This is a genomic window from Acinetobacter rudis, assembly GCF_031157835.1.
Taxonomy (GTDB): Bacteria; Pseudomonadota; Gammaproteobacteria; order Pseudomonadales; family Moraxellaceae; genus Acinetobacter; species Acinetobacter rudis_A.
Genome location: NZ_JAVIDR010000001.1, coordinates 344,040 through 364,800, shown reverse-complemented (window position 1 = coordinate 364,800; position 20,761 = coordinate 344,040). Strand labels below are relative to the sequence as shown.

At 40.0% G+C, this 20,761-nt stretch carries 16 protein-coding genes; 8 read left to right on the top strand and 8 right to left on the bottom strand.

Annotated features, from left to right (window positions below):
* Positions 1-56: 56 nt before the first annotated feature.
* A complete protein-coding gene (locus tag RFH42_RS01720) occupies positions 57-2,954 on the bottom strand; it encodes a valine--tRNA ligase (protein ID WP_308973782.1) in 2,898 nt (965 codons plus the stop codon).
* 186 nt (positions 2,955-3,140) lie between these two features.
* Between RFH42_RS01720 and RFH42_RS01715 the strand changes: the two genes are divergently transcribed.
* Entirely contained in the window at positions 3,141-3,881 is a 741-nt protein-coding gene (locus tag RFH42_RS01715; RefSeq protein ID WP_308973781.1) for a hypothetical protein, read from the top strand.
* A complete protein-coding gene (locus tag RFH42_RS01710; RefSeq protein ID WP_308973780.1) occupies positions 3,863-4,675 on the top strand; it encodes an SDR family oxidoreductase in 813 nt (270 codons plus the stop codon). The genes RFH42_RS01715 and RFH42_RS01710 overlap by 19 nt, the downstream gene beginning before the upstream one ends.
* 145 nt (positions 4,676-4,820) lie before the next feature.
* Here the strand turns inward: RFH42_RS01710 and adeK are convergent, their stop codons facing one another.
* The 6 genes from adeK to sdsA form a co-directional block, all read right to left on the bottom strand.
* Entirely contained in the window at positions 4,821-6,278 is a 1,458-nt protein-coding gene (gene adeK, locus RFH42_RS01705) for a multidrug efflux RND transporter AdeIJK outer membrane channel subunit AdeK (protein ID WP_308973779.1), read from the bottom strand.
* Positions 6,278-9,457 (bottom strand): efflux RND transporter permease subunit, encoded by a 3,180-nt coding sequence (locus RFH42_RS01700; protein ID WP_308973778.1) that lies wholly within the window; start codon positions 9,455-9,457, stop codon positions 6,278-6,280. The genes adeK and RFH42_RS01700 overlap by 1 nt, the downstream gene beginning before the upstream one ends.
* Positions 9,458-9,468: 11 nt before the next feature.
* Positions 9,469-10,713: an efflux RND transporter periplasmic adaptor subunit gene (locus RFH42_RS01695; RefSeq protein WP_308973777.1), complete on the bottom strand. Its 1,245-nt coding sequence runs from the start codon at positions 10,711-10,713 to the stop codon at positions 9,469-9,471.
* A 13-nt stretch (positions 10,714-10,726) separates the two neighbouring features.
* Entirely contained in the window at positions 10,727-11,293 is a 567-nt protein-coding gene (locus RFH42_RS01690) for a phosphatase PAP2 family protein (RefSeq protein ID WP_308973776.1), read from the bottom strand.
* A gap of 226 nt (positions 11,294-11,519) precedes the next feature.
* Complete coding sequence (locus RFH42_RS01685) at positions 11,520-13,562, bottom strand: site-specific recombinase (protein WP_308973848.1); 2,043 nt, start codon at positions 13,560-13,562, stop codon at positions 11,520-11,522.
* A gap of 21 nt (positions 13,563-13,583) precedes the next feature.
* Entirely contained in the window at positions 13,584-14,561 is a 978-nt protein-coding gene (sdsA, locus tag RFH42_RS01680; protein ID WP_308973775.1) for an All-trans-nonaprenyl-diphosphate synthase, read from the bottom strand.
* 419 nt (positions 14,562-14,980) lie between these two features.
* On the opposite strand from sdsA, the gene rplU reads away from it, so the two are divergent.
* The 6 genes from rplU (at position 14,981) to RFH42_RS01650 (ending at position 20,303) form a co-directional block, all read left to right on the top strand.
* Complete coding sequence (gene rplU, locus RFH42_RS01675; protein ID WP_016655224.1) at positions 14,981-15,292, top strand: 50S ribosomal protein L21; 312 nt, start codon at positions 14,981-14,983, stop codon at positions 15,290-15,292.
* A gap of 18 nt (positions 15,293-15,310) precedes the next feature.
* Positions 15,311-15,568 carry a 50S ribosomal protein L27 gene (rpmA, locus tag RFH42_RS01670; RefSeq protein WP_308973774.1) on the top strand — a complete coding sequence of 86 codons (258 nt, stop codon included), beginning with the start codon at positions 15,311-15,313 and terminating at the stop codon, positions 15,566-15,568.
* A 235-nt stretch (positions 15,569-15,803) separates the two neighbouring features.
* Positions 15,804-16,502, top strand: a complete 699-nt coding sequence (lolA, locus tag RFH42_RS01665; RefSeq protein WP_308973773.1) for an outer membrane lipoprotein chaperone LolA — start codon at positions 15,804-15,806, stop codon at positions 16,500-16,502.
* 591 nt (positions 16,503-17,093) lie between these two features.
* Positions 17,094-18,365, top strand: coding sequence for a serine--tRNA ligase (gene serS / locus RFH42_RS01660; protein ID WP_308973772.1), 1,272 nt, complete (start codon positions 17,094-17,096; stop codon positions 18,363-18,365).
* A 49-nt stretch (positions 18,366-18,414) separates the two neighbouring features.
* Positions 18,415-19,803, top strand: a complete 1,389-nt coding sequence (gene cysG, locus RFH42_RS01655) for a siroheme synthase CysG (protein WP_308973771.1) — start codon at positions 18,415-18,417, stop codon at positions 19,801-19,803.
* 20 nt (positions 19,804-19,823) lie between these two features.
* The gene (locus tag RFH42_RS01650) at positions 19,824-20,303 is read left to right on the top strand and encodes a tRNA (cytidine(34)-2'-O)-methyltransferase (protein ID WP_308973770.1); all 480 of its coding nucleotides are present in this window, start codon (positions 19,824-19,826) and stop codon (positions 20,301-20,303) included.
* A gap of 63 nt (positions 20,304-20,366) precedes the next feature.
* Here the strand turns inward: RFH42_RS01650 and RFH42_RS01645 are convergent, their stop codons facing one another.
* Positions 20,367-20,753, bottom strand: coding sequence for a winged helix-turn-helix transcriptional regulator (locus RFH42_RS01645; protein WP_308973769.1), 387 nt, complete (start codon positions 20,751-20,753; stop codon positions 20,367-20,369).
* Between the last annotated feature and the right edge of the window lie 8 nt (positions 20,754-20,761).

The following is a 20,761-nucleotide window of genomic DNA, read 5'->3' as shown; positions in this document are numbered from 1 at the left end:
ATGATGGGTTAATTAATTAACCCATCATTCTATCGGCAAACTAAATACAACTCAACTTACAACGCAGCGATTTGTTCCATACTGAGTTTAATTTTGCTGAGTTGATCAGCAAATTCAGCAAGTTTTACTTTCTCGCCTTCAACAACAGCAGCTGGTGCTTTTGCTACAAAGCCTTCATTTGCTAGTTTGTTTGCAATTTGATCATGTTGCTTTTGAACTTTGTCATAGTCTTTTTGTAGACGACCAAGTTCAGCCTTAGGATCGATTAAACCTTTCATCGGCACAAATACAGATGCATGACCAATAACACTTGAAGACGACAGTGGTGGTTGTTGATCATTGGCTAAAATTTCAATACTTTCAACTTTAGCGAGTGCCTTAAATAAAGGTTCAATACGTGCAATTTGTGTACGTTCTGCTTCAGAAATATTCTGTAAAAGTACAGGGAGTAAGCGTGCATTGCCTAGACCCATTTCACCACGAATATTACGTACTGCACCAATGAGACCTTGAAGCCACTGCATATCAGCTTCAGCTTGTTCGTTGAGCATTGCCTGATCACATACTGGATACTGTGCAGTCATGATAGTCTCACCTGAGATACCAAGCATAGGTGCAAGTGTTTGCCAAATTTCTTCAGTTAAGTATGGCATTAAAGGATGTGCAAGACGCAGTGATTGTTCAAGTACTGAAAGCAGTACGCGGCGAACCTCAGCTTTACGTTCTTCAGAAACAGTCGCATCGTTTAATACTGGTTTAGTAAGCTCTACATACCAGTCACAGTATTCATTCCAAATAAAGTCATAAATTGCTTGTGCTGCTAAGTCTAAACGGTATGTTTCAAAAGCTTGTTGTACTGCAAGTTGTGCTTTTTGTAGGCGACTAATAATCCATTGTTCTGGAAGTTCCCAAAGTTCAGGACGTGCAACTTGAGCAACCGTTTGACCTTCAAGGTTCATCAGAACAAAGCGGGTTGCATTCCAGATTTTATTACAGAAGTTACGGTAACCTTCAACTCGCTTAAGATCAAATTTGATATCACGACCAGTATTTGCAAGTGCACAGAAAGTGAAACGTACCGCGTCAGTACCATAGGCATTAATGCCTTCTGGGAATTCTTTACGAGTCGATTTCTCAATCTTAGCTGCTTGTTTAGGATTCATCAGGCCGAAAGTACGTTTTTGTACTAAGCTTTCGAGATCAACACCATCAATCAAGTCTAAAGGATCAAGCACATTCCCTTTAGATTTTGACATTTTTTGACCTTCACCATCACGTACCAAACCGTGAACATAAACAGTTTTAAACGGTACTTGTGCAGTGCCATCTTCATTTTTCATGAAGTGTAAAGTCATCATAATCATACGGGCAACCCAGAAGAAAATGATGTCAAAACCAGTAACGAGCACATCTGTAGGATGGAATGTTTTTAAGATGTCATTGAGTTTGTCTTTTTCAGCATCGCCAGTCCAACCAAGTGTTGAGAAAGTCCAAAGTGCTGAAGAGAACCATGTATCAAGCACATCTTCATCTTGGCTTAGTTCAACATTGTCAGCAATGTTGTGTTTACTACGGACTTCAGCTTCGTTACGACCAACATAGATATTGCCTTCTGCATCATACCAAGCTGGGATACGATGGCCCCACCATAATTGACGTGAAATACACCAGTCTTGAATGTTATTCATCCAAGCCATATACATGTTGGTATATTGTTCAGGTACAAATTTAATACGGCCATCTTTTACTGCATCAATAGCAGGTTCTGCCAATGGTGCAATTTTTACATACCATTGGTCAGTGAGTAATGGTTCGATGATTACACCAGAACGATCGCCTCGTGGTGCTTTTAGATCATAAGGATCAATTTTATCTAACCAACCTTCGGCCTCTGCTTGTTCAACTAATTTCTTACGTGCAGCAAAGCGTTCCATACCTGCATAGTCAGCAGGTGCTTGAATGTGGCTCGAAATTTGTTCACCAGCTTTAGCAATAACTTCAAACTCAGCTAAAACTTCAGCATTTTTATTAAAGATGTTGATCAGTGGTAATTGGTGACGTTTGCCGAGTTCATAGTCATTAAAGTCATGTGCTGGAGTAATTTTGACACAGCCTGTACCGAAATCTTTTTCCACATATTCATCGGCAACGATTGGAACTAAGCGTCCAGTGATTGGTAAAACAATATTTTGACCAATTAAATGTGCATAGCGTTCATCATCAGGATGTACAGCAACAGCAGAGTCACCCAGTAATGTCTCAGGACGTGTAGTGGCAACGACTAAATAATTTAAGCCATCTTTAGTTAGAGTTTCTTTATTGTCAAAGAAATACTTAAAGTGCCAGAGTGATCCTTTTTCTTCGATTGATTCAACTTCTAGATCAGAAAGTGCTGTATGAAATTTTGGATCCCAGTTAACTAAGCGCTTACCACGATAAATTAAACCGTCTTCATGTAAACGAACGAATACTTCTTTTACCGCATTCGATAAACCTTCATCCATAGTGAAGCGTTCACGAGACCAGTCAACTGATGAGCCAAGACGACGAATCTGACCTGTGATGGTATTACCAGATTGTTCTTTCCATTCCCAAATTTTTTCAATGAATTTTTCACGGCCAAGGTCATGACGACTAATGTTTTGTGCTGCTAATTGACGCTCAACCACCATTTGAGTCGCAATACCTGCATGGTCCGTACCTGGTTGCCATAAAGTATTTTTGCCCATCATACGGTTATAGCGTGTAAGTGCATCCATGATTGCATTGTTAAAACCATGACCCATGTGCAAACTACCAGTGACGTTTGGCGGTGGAATCATGATGCAGAACGAGTCCCCCTTACCTGAAGGTTTAAAATAACCTCGCTCTTCCCAGGTTTTGTACCATTTTTTCTCGATCTCAGTTGGATCGTAGGTCGTTGCAATATTTTGCGCGGTATCAGTCATAGTCAATACAGATCAAAAGTGGAAAAAAATTCTGAACATTGTAGCAAAAAATAGTGCTATTAGGACATGTCATGCAAATGCATTTTACTGAACTTTATGCCAGATTATGCAAAGCAGGGACTTTATGATTTTAAATGGGAAAAATGTACTAGTTGGTGTTATCAATAATCAGCACAGCGGAGGGGATATATTGTGACAAGTTATGCGGTTTATTTACAGATGCAACCAGAACTACATCAACGTTTTAAGCAAGTCACACAGCTTATTAATACACCGAATGCACCACGTCAAGCCAAGGTGTTAGGCGTAATCTTGGCTGATTTAGCATGTGCTGTACTTGATCAGGTGTTTACAGAACTGATTCGTAAGGTTGATCAACTAGAAGCTGAAAAAGTTGATCGTCATGGACGTGAAAGTTCTCAACAAGTGATTGATAAAATAGCAGGTTATATCCAGCATTATATGCCTTATGCCGTTTCTTTTTTTAATAACCAACGTCTTATTCCCTTAGTGAACTATTTAGATGAATGGATGAGGGAACATGAGGGAAAAGATTATTTGATTTATGAAATTAATGATCTTTTGGCCGAACAACAAATACAATGTTTAAATCAAATTAGGGCTGGAGAGGATCTGGCGGTTAAGCAGGGATTTGCTAATCTTGTGCAGATTATTGATGTAGGAGTACAGGCATTAATTGTACAGCCTAAAACGACATTAAAATTTAATTTTTTAGTGAATAAAACTTTAGATGGTGTCATTCATATGTGTACTCAGATTGGTTATCAACGGTTGGAAAAAGTAACCTCTAATTTAACCGCCTTACGTGCAGCGCCCTATTTAGATCACTTTTTTTCATTTTTACATAAGCAACAGCAAAAGCAATTGAGTTTAAATAATAAGGATAATGACACATGCAAAAATATGGTTTAGATGCATTGGATGCAAAAGTGGTATGGATTACTGGGGCATCCTCGGGTTTAGGTGAGGCGTTGGCAAAGGCGTGTGCAAGTCAGGGAGCACATGTGATTTTAACTGCCAGACGCTTTGAAGTACTAGAACAGGTTCGTGCAAGCTTATCTCAACCTGACAATCACTTAAGTATTGCAATGGATGTGACTAATGAGGAGCAGGTTCAAGCCACATATACCCAGATATTAGAAAAATATGGTCGTATTGATTGGTTAATTAATAATGCTGGTCTAAGTCAACGTGCTTTGATTAGTGAAACTAATATGCAGACAGAACGAGCCATTATGGAGATAGATTATTTTTCTCAGGTCTTTCTCACAAAAACGGTATTACCTACTTTATTGCAACAAAAGTCTGGGCGTATTGTTTTTATTTCTAGTGTGGCGGGTTTATTAGGAACACAATACCGTGCTAGTTATTCTGCTGCAAAAGCGGCCATTCATTTATGGGCTAATAGTTTACGGGCTGAAGTTGCCGATCAGGGTGTCCAGGTATCGGTTGTATTTCCAGGTTTTGTGCAGACCAATGTGTCCTTTAATGCTCTAAATGGAGTAGGGCAAGCACAGGGCCATCAAGATGAAGCGATTGCAAATGGTTTATCGGCTGATGATTTTGCCAATCAAGTCATTAAGGCATTAATGCATGGCGAAGAATATATTGTAGTGGCTGGGGTGAAAGAAAAGCTAGGGGTATTCCTTTCACGTCTTTCTCCTAAAGCTTTGTATAAAGTTATTCGTAAAAGTGCCGTGAAGTAGTGAAGAATTAGTCTCATGATTTAGGTGATAAATTCACTTTATTAAGTCAATTGCGATGATGAATTTTGAATAAGTAAAAAACCCACTGCATGAGAGTACAGTGGGTTTTGTTTATGGCAGTGCTAAGTGAACTTAGCAGTAACCATTATTTCTTGCTGTAGTGTTGCTGAGAACTTGAAGCTGGGTAACTTACTTGTTCGGCTGTTGTTGCTTTTACGCCACCGCCTAAGGTTTTATACAGTTCAATTTGATTGTTTAAATCAGCTTGTTGTAATAGTAATAAACCTTGTTCAGCAGAGTAAGAAGTACGTTGAGCATCAAGAACAGTTAAGAAGCTATCAATACCAGAACGGAAACGTGCACTTGAAAGTTTATAAGTGACGTTCGTTGCTTGAACTAAGTTCTGTTGAGCTGTGATGCGGTCACCAATATGTTGGCGTGTCGCCAAAGCATCATTAACTTCACGGAAAGCCGATTGAATTGACTTTTCATAGTTCGCTAAAGCAATTTGTTGATCAGTCTCAGAAATTTTCACATTTGCTTTACGTGTACCCCAATCAAAAATTGGCATGTCGATACTTGGTCCGATTGACCATGCAAAGCTTCCTGATCTAAACAGTTTATTTAAATCAGTTGAGGCATAACCAGCAGTACCCGTCAGACTAATTGTTGGGAACATTTGCGCACGTGCGGCACCAATGTTGGCTCCAGCAGCACTGAGTTGGTACTCAGCAGTTTTGATGTCTGGGCGGTTGTACAATAAATCACTTGGCATACCTGTAAATAAGGTTCTGTCATTGGTGATTCGTGTAACTGCTTTAGACGGTAGAAGGTCTTTGCTAACAGGTTGTCCAACAAGTAGATCAAGTAAGTTTTTCGCTTGTACAACTTGAGTCTTGAAGTTTGCGACATCACTACGCGCAGTCTCTACAGAAACTTGTGCTTGACGAACAGGGATTTCACTATCAATGCCCACATCAAAACGCTTTTTGTTTAGATTGTATGAATCTAATTGTGCTTTTAATGTTTGCTCTGAAAGACGTAATTGTTCATTTGCATATGAATAACTTAACCATGCTTGTGCAACTTGTCCAATGAGTGCAATTTGTGTTGCATCTCGTGAACTTTGTGTAGATAGGAAAGTATCTAATGCATTGTCTTTTAAGCTACGTACACGTCCCCAAAAGTCGAGTTCATAAGCCGTAACCCCAAGACCAACCTGATAGGTTGAATAAGGGTTATTTGGATCGCGTGATGGTGTAACTTGTCGTACCACACTACCACTTGCCCCAATCGTAGGTAGTTGGTTGTTTTCTGAAATTTGATACTGTTGCTGTGCACGTTGAATGTTCAAGGCAGCAGTACGTAAATCACGGTTATTTTCTAAAGAAAGATCAATTACTTTTAATAAACGTGCATCAGAAAAAAAGTCTTTGTAGCCTTTTTCTGCAATAGATTGGCCAGCATTAGTGTTGACATAACCTTGCGGAATAGTTGGCTGAGCGACCGGCTCTGGGCCACGCATGCTTTGGCAGGCTGCCAAAGACATGACGAGCGCAGAGAGTGCGATGCTACGACCTGAAAGAGACCATAAGTTTTGCATCACGATGAATGCTCCTGATTTGTTATTGTTTTGGGTTTGTATTTGAATACACTTCGGATCCAGACAAAGAATACTGGAATAAAGAAGATACCGAGTAGTGTAGAACTAATTACCCCACCAAGTACACCAAAACCTACTGAGTGCTGGCTACCTGCACCTGCACCAGATGAGAGTGCAAGAGGGAGTACCCCAAAACCAAAGGCCAAAGTCGTCATAATGATTGGACGAAGACGCATACGTGAAGCGTGTAGCGTTGCTGCAAATAAATCTTCGCCTTTCTCTTGTAACTCTTTGGCAAATTCAACAATTAAGATTGCGTTTTTGGCTGAGAGACCAATAACTGCAACCAATGCCACTTGGAAGTAAATGTTAAAGGACAAGTTCGGATCATGTTTGATGATCATACCAAGGTAAGTTAATGCAAAAGCACCCACTAGGCCAAGCGGCACAACCAAAATAACAGAGAACGGAATTGACCAGCTTTCATAAAGTGCTGCCAAACAAAGGAAGACAATTAACAATGAAAGAAGCAATAGGGCAGGTGCTTGAGCACCAGACTCACGTTCTTCTAATGACAAACCAGTCCATTCGTGGTCGAAACCAGCTAAGCCCATAGATGGAAGTTTTGCTGCAATCTCTTCCATGGCTTGCATTGCAACACCAGAACTCACGCCTGGCGCAGGAGTACCTTGAATATTCACAGATGATACGCCGTTGTAACGCTCAAGACGTGGTGAACCATAAGTCCATTCGCCTGTTGCAAAGGCTGAGAATGGAACCATTTCACCTTTGTTGTTACGGACATACCATTTGTTTAAGTCTTCAGGCATCATGCGTGCATTTGCTTGACCTTGTACATAAACCTTTTTAACACGGCCACGGTCTACGAAATCGTTTACGTAGTATCCGCCCCAAGTCATACTCATGGTTGCATTAATTTCTGCAAGGCTAATTCCCATTGAACCTGCTTGAGCTTGATCAATGTAAATTTGATATTGAGGTGTATCTTCTTGACCATTTGGACGTACACCAGCCAAACGTGGGTCTTTTGCTGCCATACCTAAAATCATGTTACGTGCAGCCATGAGTTTTTCATGACCTTGACCTGAAACATCTTTAAGCTGGAAGTCGAAACCAGAAGCAACACCTAGTTCTGGCATAGCAGGTAGTTTAATTGGCATGATGTAGCTTGCATCTTTTACAAGTACATTCAAGGCCATACCACGCTTAATTAGAGCATCAATTTGTTGCTCAGGCGTAGTTCGCTCACTCCAATCTTTTAATTTAATAAAAGCTAGACCCGCATTTTGGCCAACACCAGTAAACGAGAATCCAGTCACCGAAAATACAGATTGAACCGTTTTTTCTTCATTTTTTAAGAAGAAATCAGTCATTGTATCAATGGTATGACTTGTACGTTCCATACTTGCGTTTGGTGGCAATTGAACGAGTGTAAACACAACCCCTTGGTCTTCTTCTGGAAGGAAAGAAGATGGCATAAGTTTAAAGATCACCACAATGACTGCAATTACTGCAGCATATACTACGCCAGAAAATACCTTATGGTGGATCATGCGATTGACACCATTTTGATATTTTTCAGCTGTTTTATCAAAGCTACGGTTAAACCAAGTAAAGAAACGCGAGAAAATATTATTACTTTCTGCTTTGTTTGGATCATGTTGCTTTAATAAGGTTGCACAAAGTGCAGGGGTGAAGGTTAATGCGACAACCAATGATAAGACCATTGCTGTGACAAGGGTGATAGAGAATTGTCGGTAAATTACCCCTGTTGTACCACCAAAGAACGCCATTGGAATAAATACAGCTGAAAGAACGCTGGTAATACCAACTAAAGCGCCTGAAATTTGTGTCATTGAAACTTCAGTGGCTGTGACAGGATCGAGGTGTTCTTCGACCATAACACGTTCAACGTTTTCCACCACAACGATCGCATCATCCACCAATAGACCAATTGCCAGTACCATGGCAAACATGGTTAAGGTGTTGATGGAGAACCCAAACATATTAATGACGGTAAATGTACCAAGAACAACAACGGGTACAGCCATGGTTGGAATAATCGTTGCACGCCAGTTCTGTAAGAACAGGAACATAACGATAAATACCAAGATGATCGCTTCAACCAAAGTTTTCACAACACTCTTAATAGAGAGTTTGATAAATGGTGTGGTATCAAAGGCAAGGGTATCTTCTAAACCTGCAGGATAGTTACGACGTAACTCTTTTAAGCGTGCTTCAACAGCAGTAGCTGTATCAAGTGCGTTTGCTCCAGTTGCGAGTTTAATTGCCACACCACCAGCAGGTTTGCCATTGAACTTAGAGTCAAATTGATAGTTATCAGAACCAAGTTCAATACGAGCAACATCTGAAAGTAAAACTTGAGCACCAGAAGCGGTGTTTTTCAAGAAGATTTTTCCGAATTGCTCAGGTGTTTGCAACATACTTTGTGCATTCACTGTGGCATTAAGTGTTTGACCTTGTACAGATGGAGCACCACCTAATTGACCAACAGCAACTTGTGCGTTCTGTGCATTTAATGCAGCCACAACGTCACTTGCAGTCACTTTTAAGTTGGTCATTTTGGCAGGGTCAAGCCAGATACGCATTGCGTATGAACCACCAAATACCTGAACCTCACCTACACCAGCTACGCGGCTAAGTGGTTCAGAAAGGTTGGCATTGACATAGTCTTTAATGTCAGCAGCAGAGAGGCTATTGTCTGGTGAGTAAAATGCAATTACTTGTAAGAAGCTAGCGCCAGATTTAGTGACTTTTAAACCTTGACGTTGCACATCTTGTGGCAGCAATGCTGTTGCAGACTGTAGCTTGTTTTGTACCTGAACTTGTGCAATATCAGGATCAACCCCTTGAGCAAAGTTTAGGTTAATTGAAGCTTGACCATTACTTGCACTGTTCGATGAAATATAACGCAACCCATCAAGACCATTCATTTGCTGTTCAATGATCTGAGTTACTGTATTTTCAACAGTTGACGCTGAAGCGCCAGGATAAGTTGCAGAGATCGTCACCACAGGGGGGGCAATGGTTGGGTATTGTGCAATGGGCATCTTGGTCAAGGTAAGAATACCTGCCAACATGATGACCAGTGCAATCACCCACGCAAAAATAGGGCGATGAATAAAAAAGTGAGCCATTCAAAAACCCCTTATGCTTGAGAAGCAGCTTTTTGTTCAGCAGCAGGTGCTGGACTCGCAGCTTTATTGGCTGGCGAAGCTGGTTGAGGTGCAGCAGCTTTAGGTTGATATGGTTTGGCAACAACTTGTTGTTCTGGTTTAACTTTGGCAATGCCATCTACAATGATTTTATCACCTGCATTTAATCCAGCAGTCACGATCCAATTCTGACCATTTACGCCAGCAGTTGTAATCGGACGAGGTTCAACAACACCTTTGGCATTAACCAGCATTGCTACTGCTTGACCCGTTGGAGTACGTGTCACGGCAGGTTGTGGAACCAAGTAAGCATTTGGAATAACCCCTTGAACAATTTGCGCATTTGCAAACATGCCAGGAAGTAATAAATGATTTGGGTTCGGGAACACAGCACGTAACGTAATCGTACCTGTATCTGGATTTACGCTTGCATCAGAGAACTGTAAGTTACCTTCAACTGGGTAAGTGCTGCCATCTTCAAGGCGTAAGCGAACTTTCGTATTATTACTACGGTCAATACTACCTTGGCTTAACTGTTGTCTTAGACGTAGTAGTTCAGCACTTGATTGATTGATGTCAACATAGATCGGATCAAGCTGCTGAATAGTGACCAAAGCATTGGCTTGATTTGCAGTGACTAAAGCACCAGCGGTTACACTTGAACGGTTTGATTGGCCTGAAATTGGCGCACGTACAGTTGAATAACCTAGATCAATCTGCGCATTACGTACGAGTGCTTGAGATGCAGCTACATCAGCTTCAGCTAATCGTACTTGAGCAATAATGTCATCATATTCTTGTTTGGAAACAGCATTAATGCCAGTAAGCTGGCTATAACGGTTTGCTTTAACACGTAGTGCATTTAGATTAGCTTGTTGGCGAACTAAAGTTGCTCTAGCGTTATCCAAGGTTGCACGGTTAGTACTTGAATCAATTTGGTAAAGCGGTTGGCCTTCACGGACAAAACTACCCTCAGCAAATAAACGCTTTAAAATAACACCACTAGTTTGTGGGCGTACTTCAGAAATTTGATACGCTGAAGTTCTTCCTGAAAGTTCAACTGATTGTTCAATACTTTGTGGTTGAGCAACAATGACACCGACTTCAGTAGGTGGCATTTTCTGTGCAGCAGCCGCTTGCTGTGCCTCCTTTGGATCTTTGCTACAACCCACAAGTGCAATACTTGTTGCTAAAGCACAAGCAGTAAGGGTTGGAGCCCAAAGCTTTGCTGACATCATTATTCCACCTCGTTTAGATCTTATCTAAAAAGTTATTTGTTTTAAGGTATACAAACTTGTTAAATGCGCATTGCAATAGTGCAATCCACATTAAACCGACACTCCATCCGGCAAGAACATCAGTTGGATAGTGAACGCCAAGATAAATTCGCGATAACCCCATACAGACTGGCCATAAACCAATCAACATTAGGATGACTTTACTGTGAGTTTGTTTCTGAAATATAAACAGTAAAACATAGGCAATTACGATCGAGTAAATACTATGAGCACTTGGAAAAGATGCACCATAGCTTTGTACCATTGCTTCAACTACATTGGGGCGTGGTCGTTGTATCAGAGATTTGAGTCCCCATCCAATTGCACTACTCCCGAATATGGCTAAACAAATAAAAGCTACTTGATGGTAGCTTTTTGAACGCAATAACCTTACACAATATATGCCGCAAATAAGAAGTACTGTTATTAATCCCCCTAATGTAGATAAAGTTACTGCAATTTCATCTAAAAAGGTAGTGCGATATTGACTCGCCCAAAGAACAGCAAGTTGATCATAATTTTGGATGCTTGGGTTGAGCATCCAAAGACAGCTTATGATGAACCCAATACCACTTATTATGATGTAGGAATAAGGCATCTGTTTGACCTAAATAAAATTAACCAATTTCGTTGGGATTAATTTAATCGCTAAAGTGTACTTGTCGGTACACTTTTTTTCAAGCATTACAAATACGAATTAATATCGATTAATTAGGTTATTTTTTGTTGCACATAAATTGTTTTTTTATGTGTTGTTAAATAGTTATCTATGGTGTGTTTTTAGTGTTGTCATTTAGCTCTATTGGTGTTTTAGGTGGCCAGAAAAAGTCCATTGGTCGAGTGAAAAAATGAGTGTAGACCAATTTTGCCAGTGGTTTCCATTGTTCAAAGCGCACACGTCTTGCACGTAAAGCAACAACAACAGTTAGGCTGAAACTGACAAATAAGTTGGTGAGGCCAATTAAAAGTACGCCAAGGAAAGAAACGAATATAAGTCCAATATCAGGTGTGCCACTGATACATAATAGACCTTGAATAAAGTTGGCAGAAGCAAAGGCAATATGTCTGATATCCAGAGGTAAACCTAAAATAAAGCCTAGTGTCCCCATACTACCCAGCATGATACCAAACAAGAAATTACCAGCAAGCGCACCTAAGTTGCGTTGTACATAATTTGCGAACCGATCTAGTCTGGCACTTCCCATTAGCCGTGAAAGGCGTTGATGTGCTTTAAGTCGTGGGCCTATTTTTCTATAGACAGCAAGGTTATCAAAATAGCCAGCAATTAAACCAGACAAAAATAGACAAACACCAGCAATTGCAGCATGGGGTATGGCAAGTGAGGTAAATGGGTTTAGGCTGTGCAAGAGTGCATCAGCTTTTGCATGTTTAAGTAAGGGTTCATCTAAGGCGTATTGCCAAAAAAAGGTAATAAGGGCAGCAGTAGGGATAGCGATAGAAATATTACCTAAAATGGCAATAAACTGAGTTCGTATAATGTTTACGATTAAAACTGCTAATTCAACTAATTGCGCTGTTTTTGAACCCTTGCGATGTTGAACAGTTGCAGCAAGCGCTGCTGCTGTCATTGCGGGTTGTTTTGTTGCAACAGTAAAATGCAGTACATGAATAAACATAAAGCCAAAAGCATAATTCATGCTATATAAGAAGGCTTGCATCATTGGAGCTAAGGTTAAGCGCGCTGCTAAAATTTTTAGCGTAGCCATAGTGGCAATGATCACCCCAGCACCTGCAGCTGAGCGATACATAGCAAAGAAACCTTGCTTGTCTGTACTTACATAGTGTTCACCCGTTTTGCTGGCATTTTCTGTGACCTGTAATGAGATTAACTCACTATTACTTGCCAGTAATGCACGTACACTGTGTTCACTGGCATAAGCTTCAACTACATCTGTTAATAACTCACCAATGGCAATATAACGAACCTCATCTTCCTCTGTGAGAATATTGAGTAACTGTTCGGTACGTTGTAAACATTGTTCAAGCAACGATAACAAATAAGTGAGACTAATACTGACACCGATGCGTTTAGTTGAGCGTCTGATTTTGCTTACAACATCATGACATTGCTCCAGCATGACCAGCGCTTGTGATGCATCAGGAAAACGCACGGCAAGATGCTGATCTTGTTCACGGTGTGCGCGTTTATAGGATTCAATGAATTCTACTATTTCACGGTTTTGAACCAAGAATGGAGATTCATAGTCAGACAGTTCGGGTTGTGCATTGATGAATTCAGGGTATAAGCCAATACCACTAATCCGATAAGAAAGTATGGTAATTGCCTTAATAATTTCGTGCTTAATACTATTGCTGGCAGGGCGAATTTGTTGTGAAGATGGAAAAAGTCGAAACAACTGAATCCAAGATTCATTGGTAATATTCTCTAACCAAAAACGGTCATGACGATCATAAAAAACTTTAGCTAATAGGTCTTGCAGCTGCGTATCATCATTGAGTAAAGGTAAAAAATGTGCACCAATACGTTGACTTAACTGATTCCAAAAACCATCTAAAGATAAAATTCCACTATCGGCATAAAAGCTGGTTTGTTTATAACGGTTAATCAGTGTAATGAGATAGGTTTGTAAGGTGTAAGTAGCAATAGGTTGGCGTAGTAAAGCGAGAATAAGTGCTTGAATTTTTTCTTGAATTTCTTTGTTGTCATTACAGTCAATTGGACGAATTCTTTGTACCAACTGAATAAGTAAGTTTTCATCAGGAACAGTAGAGGGATGCTCTATCTGTTCCTGCATGCTTAAAATTAGATCATTAAAGTGAATATGCATAGGCAAGAAAGTCTGCTCATTTTATTGAATTCGAAATAGTGCCATATTGGCTAAATTACACAGGGCCTGACGATACGGGCTTTCTGGTAACTCTTGTAATGCTTGAAGTGCTAAATCTGTTTCTTGTTGTGCTCGGCTACGACAATAGTCTAAAGCGCCAGAGCTATGAACGATACTGATCACTTGTTCTAATTCAGATGTGCCACCCGTTGAAATACTACGGCGAATGATCTGATGTTGTTCACCTTGCGTATTTTTTAATGCTGCAATGAGTGGTAGGGTTGGTTTACCTTCCATCAGATCATCACCAATATTTTTACCCAATGTTTCAGCATCAGAAGTGTAATCTAAAATATCGTCAATAATTTGGAAGGCATTACCAAAATGACCTGCAAAACGACGAAGAGGTTCACGATATTGTGGTGTACCCGCTAGGATAGCTGCACCTTCAGTTGCCAGTTCAAACAAGCGCGATGTTTTACCATGAATAATACTTAAATAAGTACTTTCATCAGTATCTGGTTGGTGTTGGGCTTGTAATTGTAAAACCTCGCCCTCTGCAATTTCACAAGTACCTGTTGAGAAATCTTTAAGTAGCGTCATATTGTCGAGATCAACCAAGAGGTCGAATGCCCGAGAAATAAGAAAATCACCTACTAATACAGCTGTTTGATTATTCCATGTAGCGTTAGCTGTTGGTTTGCCGCGACGAAGACCAGATTCATCTACAACATCATCATGAACTAAGGTTGCGGTATGCAGCATTTCAATGATTGCTGCGAGCATTTGTGAACGTTTAAGATTTGTTTCACCACAAGCATGTGCCGCCAATAAACACATAATTGGCCGCATACGTTTACCGCCTGCCTCAACTACATGTTTACTTACAGACATAACTAATGCAACTTTAGAACTAATTCCCTCATTAATAAGCTGATCCATTTCGGCAAAATCTGTAGCTACAGGCGCGAGAATATCTTGTTTAAAGTCGATAGTCATGTAAAACCATCCTCTCTGGGTATAGGTATAAATATAGTTAAAAAGTCGCTTGATCTAAACGAATATGTTGCACATTGATACATTGAATCAATGTAAACATCAAGTTTTAGCAATGTGGAATATAAATATGATTTACATCACCACGAACCACCAAGTTTTCATATGGTAACGGAATTGCTTTAAAAATCTATTTCATTTTTATCACAAGATGCTATTGAATTGCTTAACTTATTTATATTTGTGGTGAATAGTTGCATCAAAATCAGACACTTAGTTTAGTTCTAAACTATTTAATGAATTTGCTTGTTGTTTGTTTTAAAATCTCTTAAAATATGCACCCTTATGCCCCAGTGGCGTTCGTTTTAAGATCGATATATTCCTTTATCGGCACGACGACACGGGTTAGTTTGGAGTACATTATGTACGCAGTAATCCAAAGCGGTGGTAAACAGCACCGTGTTGTTGAGGGTGAAACCCTTAAAGTTGAGTTATTGAAAGCTGAAACTGGTTCAACTATCACTTTTGATGATGTGTTGATGCTTGTAAATGGTGACAGCATTCAAATCGGTGCTCCAGTAGTAGCTGGCGCGAAAGTAACTGCAGAAGTAGTTAGCCATGGTCGTCACGACAAAATTCGCATTATCAAAATGCGTCGTCGTAAACATTACCGTAAACAACAAGGTCACCGTCAATGGTTCACTGAGTTGAAAATTACTGGTATCGCAGGCTAATTACGAGGAGTAAGAGACATGGCTCACAAGAAAGCCGGTGGTTCGACACGTAACGGTCGTGATTCAAACCCAAAAATGCTAGGTGTTAAAATGTACGGTGGTCAAGCTGTGGCTGCTGGTAACATTATCGTTCGTCAACGTGGTACTGAATTCCACCCAGGCGCAAACGTAGGTATGGGTCGTGACCATACTTTATTTGCAACTGCTGACGGCGTAATCAAGTTTGAAGTGAAAGGTCAATTTGGCCGTCGCTATGTATCTGTTGAAACTGCATAAGTTTCTTTAGATCAGAAAAAACCCACTGTATAGTGGGTTTTTTTATATCTACTCGTGCCTAGAATAAATTGATTTTCTTCATGAAGATGAAGAAAACTCAACATTTAATTATATAACAATACAAAACTTCTTATATTCCAGATTATTAGCTTTAAAAAATGGTTTAAGATAGCTTTTGCATTGATCAGCAGTGTCATAGAAATAGATCAATATAAATGAATTTAGGTGAAGACTTATGAAAAAGCTGGCTAAAACATTATCTGTAGCTGTATTGGGTGCGGCGTTCTTAGCACCAGTCATGAGTAGCGTTGCATTTGCAGCGACTGCAGCTTCAGAACAACAAGCGACACAGAACTTGGTGCGTCAATTGACTGGCGTAAAAAGCTTTACCGCAAATTTTGAACAAAGTACCAAAGTAACTGCAGGCGCCAGTCGTACACCACAACAAAAAGGTCTTGCAGCGCAACATATGAACCAAACTTTCAAAGGTGAAATGAAAGTAGAGCGCCCAGGGAAGTTTTATTGGCAAACATCAAGCCCTGCTAAACAAACAATTGTGACTACAGGGAAGACTGTGTGGATCTATGACCCAGATTTGCAGCAAGCTGTACGTCAAAGCCTTGATACACAAGTAGCCAATACTCCAGCGCTATTGTTGTCGGGTAATGTTGATCAAATTATGCGATCTTATCGAGTCACACAACCTGATCATACTAAGACGTATTACACTCTGTACCCTAAAAATACGGAAGGCGCATTTCAAAGTTTAACGATCAGTTTTGGTCCGAATAAATCGCCAGCAATCATGATATTGCAGGACTCTTTAGGACAAACAACAACAGTCCGTTTTAATAATGTCAAATTAAACGCAACGATTCCTGCATCTGTGTTTAATTTCACCCCACCAAAGGGTACAGATATTATTGATCAATAATCATCTGCTTGATGTGAGGCACTATTAGAGTCAAATATTTAAAGCAATCTTCGGATTGCTTTTTTGTTATTCAAAACAAAGGCCATCAATAGGGGAGCGAATGTGGAGCAACTAAAAAGTTTTTGTTCAGAAGATGCCATTCAATATATAAGTTCATATTTTGTTGTTAGTGGCTTGGTTTCTATTTGTTCTTAACGGTAGTGGTTATTCATAGATGGGTTTAGCGTGATATATGGCTGTTTTATGGCAGGCTATTGCTTGGATTCACTCATGAGTAGTGTTTTTGTACAAAATACAATCTTTTTCATATTTTCTGCTTTATTCAGCAGAGTTTCTTGTTAGGCGTGCAGAGTGTAGAAGGATATGCTTGATTAATCATTTGTTTAATGTGACTTGTTCAAACTTTATTTGAGGAAGAAATGATAGGCAAATCTAAATTTGATCATGTTCAAACTGCGTAATATTTTGATTTTTAACCTGAGTTAATCAGCTAATCTTATTATTCAAAGTCATGAGTTATGGTCTGATCACTATATTTTTTATAGTGAAGCGCTTACACTATGTCGAGCTTTGTTTTCAAATAGATTGATTATGATTGACCCAAAATTACTCAGAACAAATATTGAGGCCGTTAATGCGGCTTTGGCTAAACGTGGTGTGCAACTTGATGCAGCAGAATGGGCTGCATTAGAAGTGCGCCGTAAAGACATTCAGTCTAAAACTGAATCTTTACAAGCAGAGCGTAATGCTGGTGCTAAACAAGTTGGTCTGATTAAAAAATCCGGTGGGGATGCTTCTGAGTTGATGGCACGTATGTCAGCAATCGGTGATGAAATTAAAGCCGCTGAAGCTAGTCTGAATGAGCTACAAGCAGAACTTGAAGCTAAATCACTCAGTATTCCAAACTTACCTGACGAATCTGTACCAGCGGGTAAAGATGAAAGTGATAATGTTGAAATTTTAACTTGGGGTACTCCACGTCAGTTTGACTTTGAAGTTAAAGATCATACAGATCTTGGTGAGTGGATGGGTGGACTTGAGTTTGAAACAGCAAGTAAATTGACTGGTTCACGTTTTAGTGTCCTCAAAGGCCCATTGGCGAAGTTACAACGTGCTTTGGCGCAGTTTATGCTAGATACACATACTGAACAGCATGGTTATACTGAGGCTTATGTTCCTTATTTGGTGAATGCTGATTCTTTACGTGGTACAGGTCAGTTGCCAAAATTTGAAGAAGATTTGTTTAAACTTCAGGGTGAGAAAGAGTACTACTTGATCCCAACCGCAGAAGTACCTGTTACTAACTTTGTACGTGATGAAATTATCGAAACCGAGCGTTTGCCACTGAAATATACTGCACATACGCCGTGTTTTCGAAGTGAAGCTGGCTCATATGGCCGTGATACACGTGGTTTGATTCGTCAGCATCAGTTTGAAAAAGTGGAAATGGTGCAAATTGTAAAACCTGAGCACTCTATGCAAGCATTAGAGGAGTTAACAGGTCATGCAGAGCGTATTTTACAATTGCTTGGTTTGCCATATCGTAAAATCGTTTTATGTGGTGGTGATATGGGCTTTAGTGCAACAAAAACTTATGACTTAGAAGTTTGGGTACCAAGCCAAAATACATATCGTGAAATCTCTTCATGTTCAAACATGGGTGACTTCCAAGCACGTCGCATGAAAGCACGTTACCGTGTCGATCAAAAGAAAACTGAGTTTGTACATACTTTGAATGGTTCAGGCTTGGCTGTTGGTCGAACTTTATTGGCGGTGATGGAAAACTATCAACGTGCTGATGGTTCAATTGAAATACCTGAAGTATTACGTCCTTATATGCGTAATGCTGAATTTATTGATTAATTGAGCTAGCTGTCGCCCATATTGTTTTATTAAAAGGTTGTGTTGTACCGTGGATATTTTTCCAATTTCATTAAAACTACACCAGCAACCTTGCTTGCTGGTTGGTGGGGGACAGATTGCATTACGTAAGGCACAGTTGCTGGCTAAGGCTGGCGCTGTGATTGACGTTGTATCTCCTGAAATCAATGCTGAGTTAGCTCAACTGGTTGCACAGACCCAAGGGCAATATTTGGCGCAAGCGTATTCTGATGACCTCGCCTTAGCACATTACCGTTTGGTCATTGCGGCAACAAATCAAGCACGAGTCAATCAACAGGTTTTTCGACGTTGTGAGTCGTTGAATGTGTTAGTTAATAGTGTGGATGATATCCCACATTGTCGTTTTATGATGCCAGCAATTGTTGATCGCTCTCCGCTTGTGATTTCTATTGCGAGTAATGGTACTTCACCAGTATTGAGTCGACAGTTAAGAACTCAGCTTGAAAGTTTAATTCCGCATCAGTTTGGTCGTTTAGCCGAATTTTCTGGTGTATGGCGAAATCGTGTTAAAGAAAAAATTCCGAATCCAGATCAGCGCCGTGTGTTTTGGGAAGATCTATACGCGAGTCCTTTAAAAGACCTTGTTTTACAGCAACAACTGCCACAGGCTGAAGCATATATACAACAGGCTTTAAATACATGGCAAATACCCAAAGGTGAAGTGTATTTGGTTGGTGCTGGTCCTGGTGATCCTGAATTACTGACTTTAAAAGCACTGCGTTTAATGCAACAGGCCGATGTGGTCATTTATGATCGTTTGGTTTCACAGCAAATTCTTGATCTGTGTCGTCGAGATGCAGAAAAAGTCTATGTTGGTAAAGCACGCGCGCAGCATACAGTAGATCAAGAAGGGATTAATGCATTATTGGTCAAATATGCTGAACAGGGGAAACGTGTCTGTCGTTTAAAAGGTGGAGACCCCTTTATCTTTGGACGTGGTGGGGAAGAGATTGAAGAGCTCTTTGCTGCGAATATTCGTTTCCAAGTTGTGCCAGGTATTACGGCTGCGTCAGGTTGTGCTGCATATGCTGGAATACCACTGACTCATCGTGATTATGCACAAAGTGTGCGTTTCTTGACAGGACATCTAAAAGCAGGTTCACCTGAACTTCCTTGGTCTGAACTGGTTTATGAGCATCAAACTTTGGTGTTATACATGGGACTAGTTGGACTTGAAAAGATTTGCCAACGGCTCATTGAGCATGGTCAACGTGAGAATATGCCTGTTGCATTAATTTCCAAAGGTACAACTGCTGAACAAAAGGTTGTGATTGGAACATTAGCCGATATTGCAGATAAAGTAACTGAACATCATATTCAGGCACCAACACTGACTATTATTGGTGAAGTGGTGTCATTACATGAAAAATTGAATTGGCAATCCCAAGCAATTGTCTAAAATTAACATAGAGAAATACAGTGATTCACGTTGTTTTGTATGAACCCGAGATTCCAAGTAATACTGGAAATATCATTCGCTTGTGTGCCAATACTGGTGCTCAGCTTCATTTAGTTAAACCACTTGGGTTTGAATTAGATGACAAGAAACTTAAGCGTGCTGGATTGGATTACCATGAATGGGCACGTATGCAAATATGGGAAAGCATTGAAGATTGTCTTGCAGCATTAGCAAAACAAGGCATTCATACTGATATGATTTACCCTATGACTACTAAAGGTAGTGCATTACCACATCAAAGTGAACTCAATCGTCCTGTGGCTTTTTTGTTGGGGCCAGAAACGCGTGGTTTACCTGAACATGTACGTATGATGTTTCCTGTAGAAAATTGGATACGTTTACCTATGGCTGAAAATTCACGCAGCTTGAATTTATCCAATGCTACAGCTGTGATTGTGTATGAAGCTTGGCGTCAACAAGGTTTTCAGGCACTCATTTAGTGAGCGATGTTCATAGCTACAATTTTATTATTTAAGTTAAGCAACGCTAAGTCGTTGCTTTTTTTATGTGTTCAATTTTTCTTTTATTGCGGCATCATATTTTTTTTGTGCATCAAGAACTTGTTGTGCGTGGCTTTCTGCCCACAGCTTGAAAGCTAAGGCAGTTTTTGCGAGTTCATGACCGAGAGGGCTTAATGAATACATGATCTTAACTGGACGTGTATCGAGGACTTGTCGCTGTATAAAACCATCACGCTCTAACATTTTGAGTTTTTGTGAAAGTACTTTGGGGGAGATCCCCTCTATAATTTTTTTTAATGCATTAAAATGAGTAGGCTGATTTTGCAGTGAATCCACAATAAATAATACCCACTTATCGGCAAGATTACTAAAAAATAAACGAGAGGGACATTTAGGGTGGTATATATTGAAAGATAAGGGCTTTTCCATAGTTATGA

Excerpts from the sequence above, each read along its gene's own strand:
- RFH42_RS01710 (WP_308973780.1), top strand. The coding sequence starts at position 3,863 with ATGCAAAAATATGGTTTAGATGCATTGGATGCAAAAGTGGTATGGATT.
- adeK (WP_308973779.1), bottom strand. The coding sequence starts at position 6,278 with ATGCAAAACTTATGGTCTCTTTCAGGTCGTAGCATCGCACTCTCTGCG.
- RFH42_RS01700 (WP_308973778.1), bottom strand. The coding sequence starts at position 9,457 with ATGGCTCACTTTTTTATTCATCGCCCTATTTTTGCGTGGGTGATTGCA.
- RFH42_RS01695 (WP_308973777.1), bottom strand. The coding sequence starts at position 10,713 with ATGATGTCAGCAAAGCTTTGGGCTCCAACCCTTACTGCTTGTGCTTTA.
- RFH42_RS01690 (WP_308973776.1), bottom strand. The coding sequence starts at position 11,293 with ATGCTCAACCCAAGCATCCAAAATTATGATCAACTTGCTGTTCTTTGG.
- RFH42_RS01685 (WP_308973848.1), bottom strand. The coding sequence starts at position 13,562 with ATGCATATTCACTTTAATGATCTAATTTTAAGCATGCAGGAACAGATA.
- sdsA (WP_308973775.1), bottom strand. The coding sequence starts at position 14,561 with ATGACTATCGACTTTAAACAAGATATTCTCGCGCCTGTAGCTACAGAT.
- rplU (WP_016655224.1), top strand. The coding sequence starts at position 14,981 with ATGTACGCAGTAATCCAAAGCGGTGGTAAACAGCACCGTGTTGTTGAG.
- rpmA (WP_308973774.1), top strand. The coding sequence starts at position 15,311 with ATGGCTCACAAGAAAGCCGGTGGTTCGACACGTAACGGTCGTGATTCA.
- lolA (WP_308973773.1), top strand. The coding sequence starts at position 15,804 with ATGAAAAAGCTGGCTAAAACATTATCTGTAGCTGTATTGGGTGCGGCG.
- serS (WP_308973772.1), top strand. The coding sequence starts at position 17,094 with ATGATTGACCCAAAATTACTCAGAACAAATATTGAGGCCGTTAATGCG.
- RFH42_RS01645 (WP_308973769.1), bottom strand. The coding sequence starts at position 20,753 with ATGGAAAAGCCCTTATCTTTCAATATATACCACCCTAAATGTCCCTCT.